Consider the following 5,217-nt stretch of genomic DNA (forward strand, 5'->3'; position numbering starts at 1 on the left):
CGCAGCCGGTCGAAGCCGGTGATGATCACCTTCGCGCCCTGTTCCTGCGCGACCTTCGCGGTGTGGAAGGCGATGGAGGCGTCGGTGATGATGCCGGTGACGAGAATGGTCTTGCCCTCGAGCAGTCCGCCCATGAGTGTGTCGGTCCTCCAGTGAGTTTCGGATGTGGTGGCGTGCGCCGGTGTCAGTGGCCCATGCCGAGGCCGCCGTCGACGGGGATGACCGCGCCGGAGACGTACGCGGAGTCGTCGGACGCGAGGAAGCTGACGACGGCGGCGACGTCCTCGGGTCTGCCGAGACGCTGCAGCGGGATGAACTTCTTCGCGGTGTCGCGGACGTCGTCGGAGAGTTCGGCGGTCATGTCCGTCTCGATGAAGCCGGGCGCGACGACGTTGGCCGTGATCGACCGCGAGCCGAGTTCGCGGGTCACCGAGCGGGCCAGGCCGATGACGCCGGCCTTCGAGGACGCGTAGTTGATCTGCCCCGCCTGACCGGCCATGCCGACGACCGAGCCGAGGAAGATCATCCGGCCCCAGCGCCCTCGCAGCATCGCGCGGTTGGCGCGCTTCGCGCACCGGAACGCACCGGTGAGGTTGGCGTCGACGACCTTCGTGAACTGGTCCTCCGTCATCCGCATCAGCAGCGTGTCGTCGGTGATGCCGGCGTTCGCGACCAGAACCTCGACCGGTCCCTGGTGCTCTTCGACCTCCTTGAACGCGGCGTCGACGGAGTCGCTGTCGGTGACGTCGCAGCGGACGGCGAACAGCCCGTCCGGGGCGCCGGAGCCGCGGTGGGTGACGGCGACCCTGTGGCCGTCCGCCTGCAGGCGGCGGGCGACGGCGAGGCCGATGCCACGGTTGCCACCGGTGACGAGAACCGAGCGGGGGGTGGCCGCGGGGCGCGGCGATCCGGCGGGGCTGCTTGCGTCAGTCATGGGGTCAAACCCTATCTGGTGGCGGTACGGGTCGGTAACAAGGCGCCCCGAGCGGCGGGCGGACCGGCTGCTACGCAGGTCAGGGCAGGCGTTGGCGCAGCAGCAGGGCGGCGCCGACCCCACCGGTGACGGCGAGGACGCCGAGGATCAGCCAGGGGCGGCTGGCGTCCCCGCGGGTGGTCTCGTACCCGATCTGTTCCTCGAGGGTGTTGTAGGCGTCCTCGAGTTCCTGCAGGTTCGACGCGGTGAAGAAGGTGCCGCCGGAGAGGTTTGCGATCTCCTTGAGGGACGGATCGTCCACCGGAACCGGGATGCGTTCGTTCTCGATCGAGACGGTGCCGTACTCGGTGCCGAAGGAGATCGTCGAGACGGGCACGTCCTTGTCCGCGGCCTGCCGGGCGGCGGTGAATCCCCCGCGTGGGTCGTCGGGGCTCTCCGGGACGGTCTGCTTGCCGTCCGAGAGCAGCACGATCCGGGCCGGGGGTGCCTGGTCGCCGCCGCCGAGCACCGCGGCGAGGGTGTCGACGGACTGCAGGGCCGTGAAGATCGCCTCGCCGGTGGCGGTGCGTTCGCTCAGCTGCAGGTTGTCGATCGCGGTCTTGGTGGCCTCCCGGTTGGTGGTGGGCGAGACGAGCACCGACGCGGTGCCGGAGAACGCCACCAGGCCGAGATTGATGCCGGGTGTCAGGTCGTCGGCGAAGGACTTGGCGGCCGCCTGCGCGGCGGCCAGACGGGTCGGCTCGACGTCGGTGGCCTGCATCGACAAGGACACGTCGATCACCAGGACGACGGTGGCGCGGTTGCGCGGGACCCGCTGTTCGGCGGTGGGCCCGGCCGCGGCGACGGTGAGCAACGCGAGACCGGCCAGCAGCAACGCGACCGGGACGTGCCGGCTGCGGCCGGGCCGCTGCGGCGCCACCTTCTCGAGCAGTTCGAAGTTGGTGAACCGCAGCGTGTGCCGCATGCGACGGCGCTGCACCGCCACGTACCCGGCGGCGAGGGCGAGGACGACGGCCAGGAACAGCAGCCACCACGGCGCGGTGAAGTCGGAGATGCTCACCGGGCCCCCTTCACGGGCGCGCCGAAGCTGTGGCGGCGGGCGGCGACGAACCGGACCACGTCGTCGATCCAGTTGCGGTCGGTGCGCAGGCTCAGCAGGGGGGCGCCGCAGCTGCGGACCGCCCGGCGGACGGCGTCGCGGTGTTCGGTGGCGGCGCGCGCGTAGTCGGCGCGCAGCTGCTCGGTGGTGGTGAACTCGCGGGTGCGCCCGGTTTCGGGGTCGTGCAGCACGACGTCGCCGAGGTCGGGGAGTTCGAGATCGCGGCGGTCGAGGACTTCCACCGCGAGCAGGTCGTGCCGGCCGGAGAGGGCACGCAGCGACCGTTCCCAGTCGAGGGGGCCGAGGAAGTCGCTGACGACGACGACGAGGCCGCGGCGCCGCTGCGGGCGCCGCAGCGACTCGATCAGGCCGCGCAGGTCCCCGCGGGTGCCGTCGGGGGCGTGCGGGGTCGTCGCGATGGCGCGGAGCATCGCCTGCGTGTGCAGCTGGCCGCCGCGGGCGGGCACGCGGCGGGTGTGCGCCCCCGTCCCGACCACCGCGCCGATCCGGTTGCCGCCGCCGCCGGCGAGGTAGCCGACCGCGGCGGCGGCGGCCACGGCGAGGTCCCGCTTCTCACAGACCCCGGTGCCGAAGTCGAGACTGGGCGAGAGGTCGATCGCCAGCCACGTCTCGAGCTCGCGGTCGGCGACGGTCTGCCGCACGTGCGGGTGGGTGGTGCGAGCGGTGACGGACCAGTCCATCTGGCGCACGTCGTCGCCGGGCTGGTACTCGCGGGCGTCGCCGGGCTCGGAGCCGGGGCCCGGGATGAGTCCGAGGTGGTCGCCGTGCAGCACGCCGTCGAGGCGGCGCCGCACCGTCAGCTCGAGGGTTCGCAGCGCCGCAGTCAGGGCGGGGTCACGCAGCTCGCCGGAACGGAAGGTCGGCGGAGTGACCGGGGGGCGTCGGCTCACCGCTGCCCCGCACCGGCCTCCGGCCCGGGCATCCCTGCCGCCGGCGCGGCCGCGACCCCGACCGGCGCCGGGGCGGGGACGGGCGGTTCGGCCTGCGGGGCCACCTGCGGCATGCCGACGGTCTGCAGGATGCGGGCGATGATCTGGTCGGGCGAGACGTCGTCGGCGAGGGCGTCGTAGGACAGCACCAGCCGGTGCCGCAGCACGTCCGGGATGACGTCGACGACGTCCTGGGGCACGACGTAGTCGCGGCCGCGCAGCAGCGCCAGGGCCCGCGCGGCGGAGATGATGCCGAGCGTCGCCCGCGGGGACGCTCCGTAGGCGATCCAGCCGTCGACCTCGGTGAGACCGATCTCGCCGGGAGCGCGGGTGGCGAAGATGACCCGCACCACGTAGTCGACGAGGGCGTGGTGGACGAACACGCGGTTGGCGACCTGCTGCAGGCGGATCAACTCGTCGCTGTCGAGGATCTGCTTGGGTTCGGGTGCCGCCACCCCCATGCGGTAGACGATCTCGCGTTCCTCCTCCACCGTGGGGTAGTCGACGAGGACCTTGAACAGGAACCGGTCGCGCTGCGCCTCCGGCAGCGGATACACGCCCTCGTTCTCGATCGGGTTCTGGGTGGCCATCACCAGGAACGGGTCCGGCATGGGGAAGGTCCGGCCACCGATCGTGACGTGCCGTTCGGCCATCACCTCGAGCAGGGCGGACTGCACCTTCGCCGGGGCACGGTTGATCTCGTCGGCGAGCACGAAGTTCGCCACGACGGGGCCGAGTTCGGTGTCGAAGGCTTCGCGGCCCTGCCGGTAGATGCGGGTGCCGACGAGGTCGGTCGGCACGAGGTCGGGGGTGAACTGCACCCGCGAGAACGATCCGCCGACGACCTTGGCGAACGTCTCGACGGCGAGGGTCTTCGCCACGCCGGGGACTCCCTCGAGCAGCACATGGCCGCGGGCGAGGACGCCGACGAGCATCCGCTCGACGAGCCGGTCCTGACCGACGATCACCCGTTTGACCTCGTAGATGGCCTGTTCGAGCAGCCGCACATCGTGTGCCTGGTCCGACGTGCGGCCCGCCTCCCCGGTCGGGGCGGACGCGGCGGTCTTCGCGTCCGACGTTGCCGTGCCCGACGTGCCACCCTCGCGTGAGGTCACCAAGAATCCACCGCTTTCGCCTCGTTGCTGCTGGAAGTCACCTACCCACACCACTATTCCAGGTGGCGGACGTCGGCGCCGTCGCCGAGCCGGTGCCCGCGGTCACCGGTGTCGGACGAGCCTCCTCCGGCCGGGTGGGAGCAGTGTGTCAGGACACCATCCGTACCACGTACGGGGTCATGCCGTCCCAGCGTACCGGTGAGATCTTCACGTGCGAACCCGACTGCGGGGCTTCGATCATCTGCCCGTCGCCCAGGTACAGGCCCACGTGCTGGCTGGCGTTCGGGCCGTAGAAGATCATGTCGCCGCGGCGCATCTGAGCCGACGGCACCTGCTCGCCGGCGGTGTACTGGTAGCCGGTGTAGTGCGGCAGCGAGATCCCGATCCCGGCGAACGCGTAGATCATCAGCCCGGAGCAGTCGAAGCCGACCTTGTTGTAGTCGCCGTAGCTGTCCGCGACGCCGCCGTCGCGGATGCCGAGGGTCGGACCGTTCTCGTCGCCACCGCCCCACGCGTAAGGCACCCCGATCTGGGACATCGCCCGGTCGATCACCGTCTCGACGGCGGCCGCGCCGGTGAGGGTCGAGCCCCGCTCGGGGCTGGTCCGGGGCCGGCTGCGGGTGGGCGGAGTGGTGGTGGTGTCCTCCTCCACCACCGGGTCGGCGCGGTCGGGACTCGTCGCGTCCTCGGAGCCGGACTCGTCGCTGCCGTCGGTCGACGCGTCGCCCGAGCCGCCGGTGCCCGAGCCGTCGGTGCCCGCACCATCGGTGCCCGAGCCGTCGCTGCCCGAATCGTCGGTGCCCGAATCGTCGGTGCCCGCACCATCGGTATCGGACCCGCCCGTACCCGACCCGTCCGCGCCGGATTCGTCGGCACCGGATTCGTCGGCACCGGATTCGTCGGCGTCCGATCCGTCCTGCCCGGACGTGGCGCGCCCAGGCCGGGTCGTGCCGGAGGTCGGCGGCAGCGGCGACTCGAACCCGACCTCGGACTCGCCGGAGTCGGCGGCCGCGGCCTGGGGCCGCACGTAGCCGTCGATCTGGGTGTGGGGGCGCTGCCCGTTGGCCAACTCGGCCGCGCGGGCATTGGCGTCGGCGTCGGCGGGGACGCGCCGGGCGG

The 5,217-nt window shown here is 72.1% G+C and carries 5 protein-coding genes and 1 pseudogene; all 6 read right to left on the reverse strand.

Going from position 1 to position 5,217, the window contains the following annotated elements:
* A pseudogene (locus OEY_RS30560) lies at positions 1-134 on the reverse strand (NADH-dependent enoyl-ACP reductase InhA); the annotation flags it as partial.
* Between the two features lie 50 nt (positions 135-184).
* The gene (gene fabG1, locus OEY_RS0117115) at positions 185-934 is read right to left on the reverse strand and encodes a 3-oxoacyl-ACP reductase FabG1 (RefSeq protein ID WP_010595061.1); all 750 of its coding nucleotides are present in this window, start codon (positions 932-934) and stop codon (positions 185-187) included.
* A 79-nt stretch (positions 935-1,013) separates the two neighbouring features.
* Complete coding sequence (locus tag OEY_RS0117120; protein ID WP_010595062.1) at positions 1,014-1,994, reverse strand: VWA domain-containing protein; 981 nt, start codon at positions 1,992-1,994, stop codon at positions 1,014-1,016.
* On the reverse strand, positions 1,991-2,944 hold the full coding sequence (locus OEY_RS0117125; RefSeq protein ID WP_010595063.1) for a DUF58 domain-containing protein: 954 nt from the start codon (positions 2,942-2,944) through the stop codon (positions 1,991-1,993). Before OEY_RS0117125 ends, OEY_RS0117120 begins: the two co-directional genes overlap by 4 nt.
* Positions 2,941-4,098 (reverse strand): AAA family ATPase, encoded by a 1,158-nt coding sequence (locus tag OEY_RS0117130; protein ID WP_010595064.1) that lies wholly within the window; start codon positions 4,096-4,098, stop codon positions 2,941-2,943. Before OEY_RS0117130 ends, OEY_RS0117125 begins: the two co-directional genes overlap by 4 nt.
* Positions 4,099-4,246: 148 nt before the next feature.
* Positions 4,247-5,217 (reverse strand): NlpC/P60 family protein (locus OEY_RS31205; RefSeq protein WP_010595065.1); only part of this gene is annotated, 971 nt, incomplete at its 5' end.

Source organism: Rhodococcus sp. P14 (assembly GCF_000256505.1).
GTDB lineage: Bacteria > Actinomycetota > Actinomycetes > Mycobacteriales > Mycobacteriaceae > Rhodococcus > Rhodococcus ruber.

Bases quoted from the DNA above. Each gene is read 5' to 3' on its own strand.
- fabG1 (WP_010595061.1), bottom strand. From the start codon at position 934: ATGACTGACGCAAGCAGCCCCGCCGGATCGCCGCGCCCCGCGGCCACC.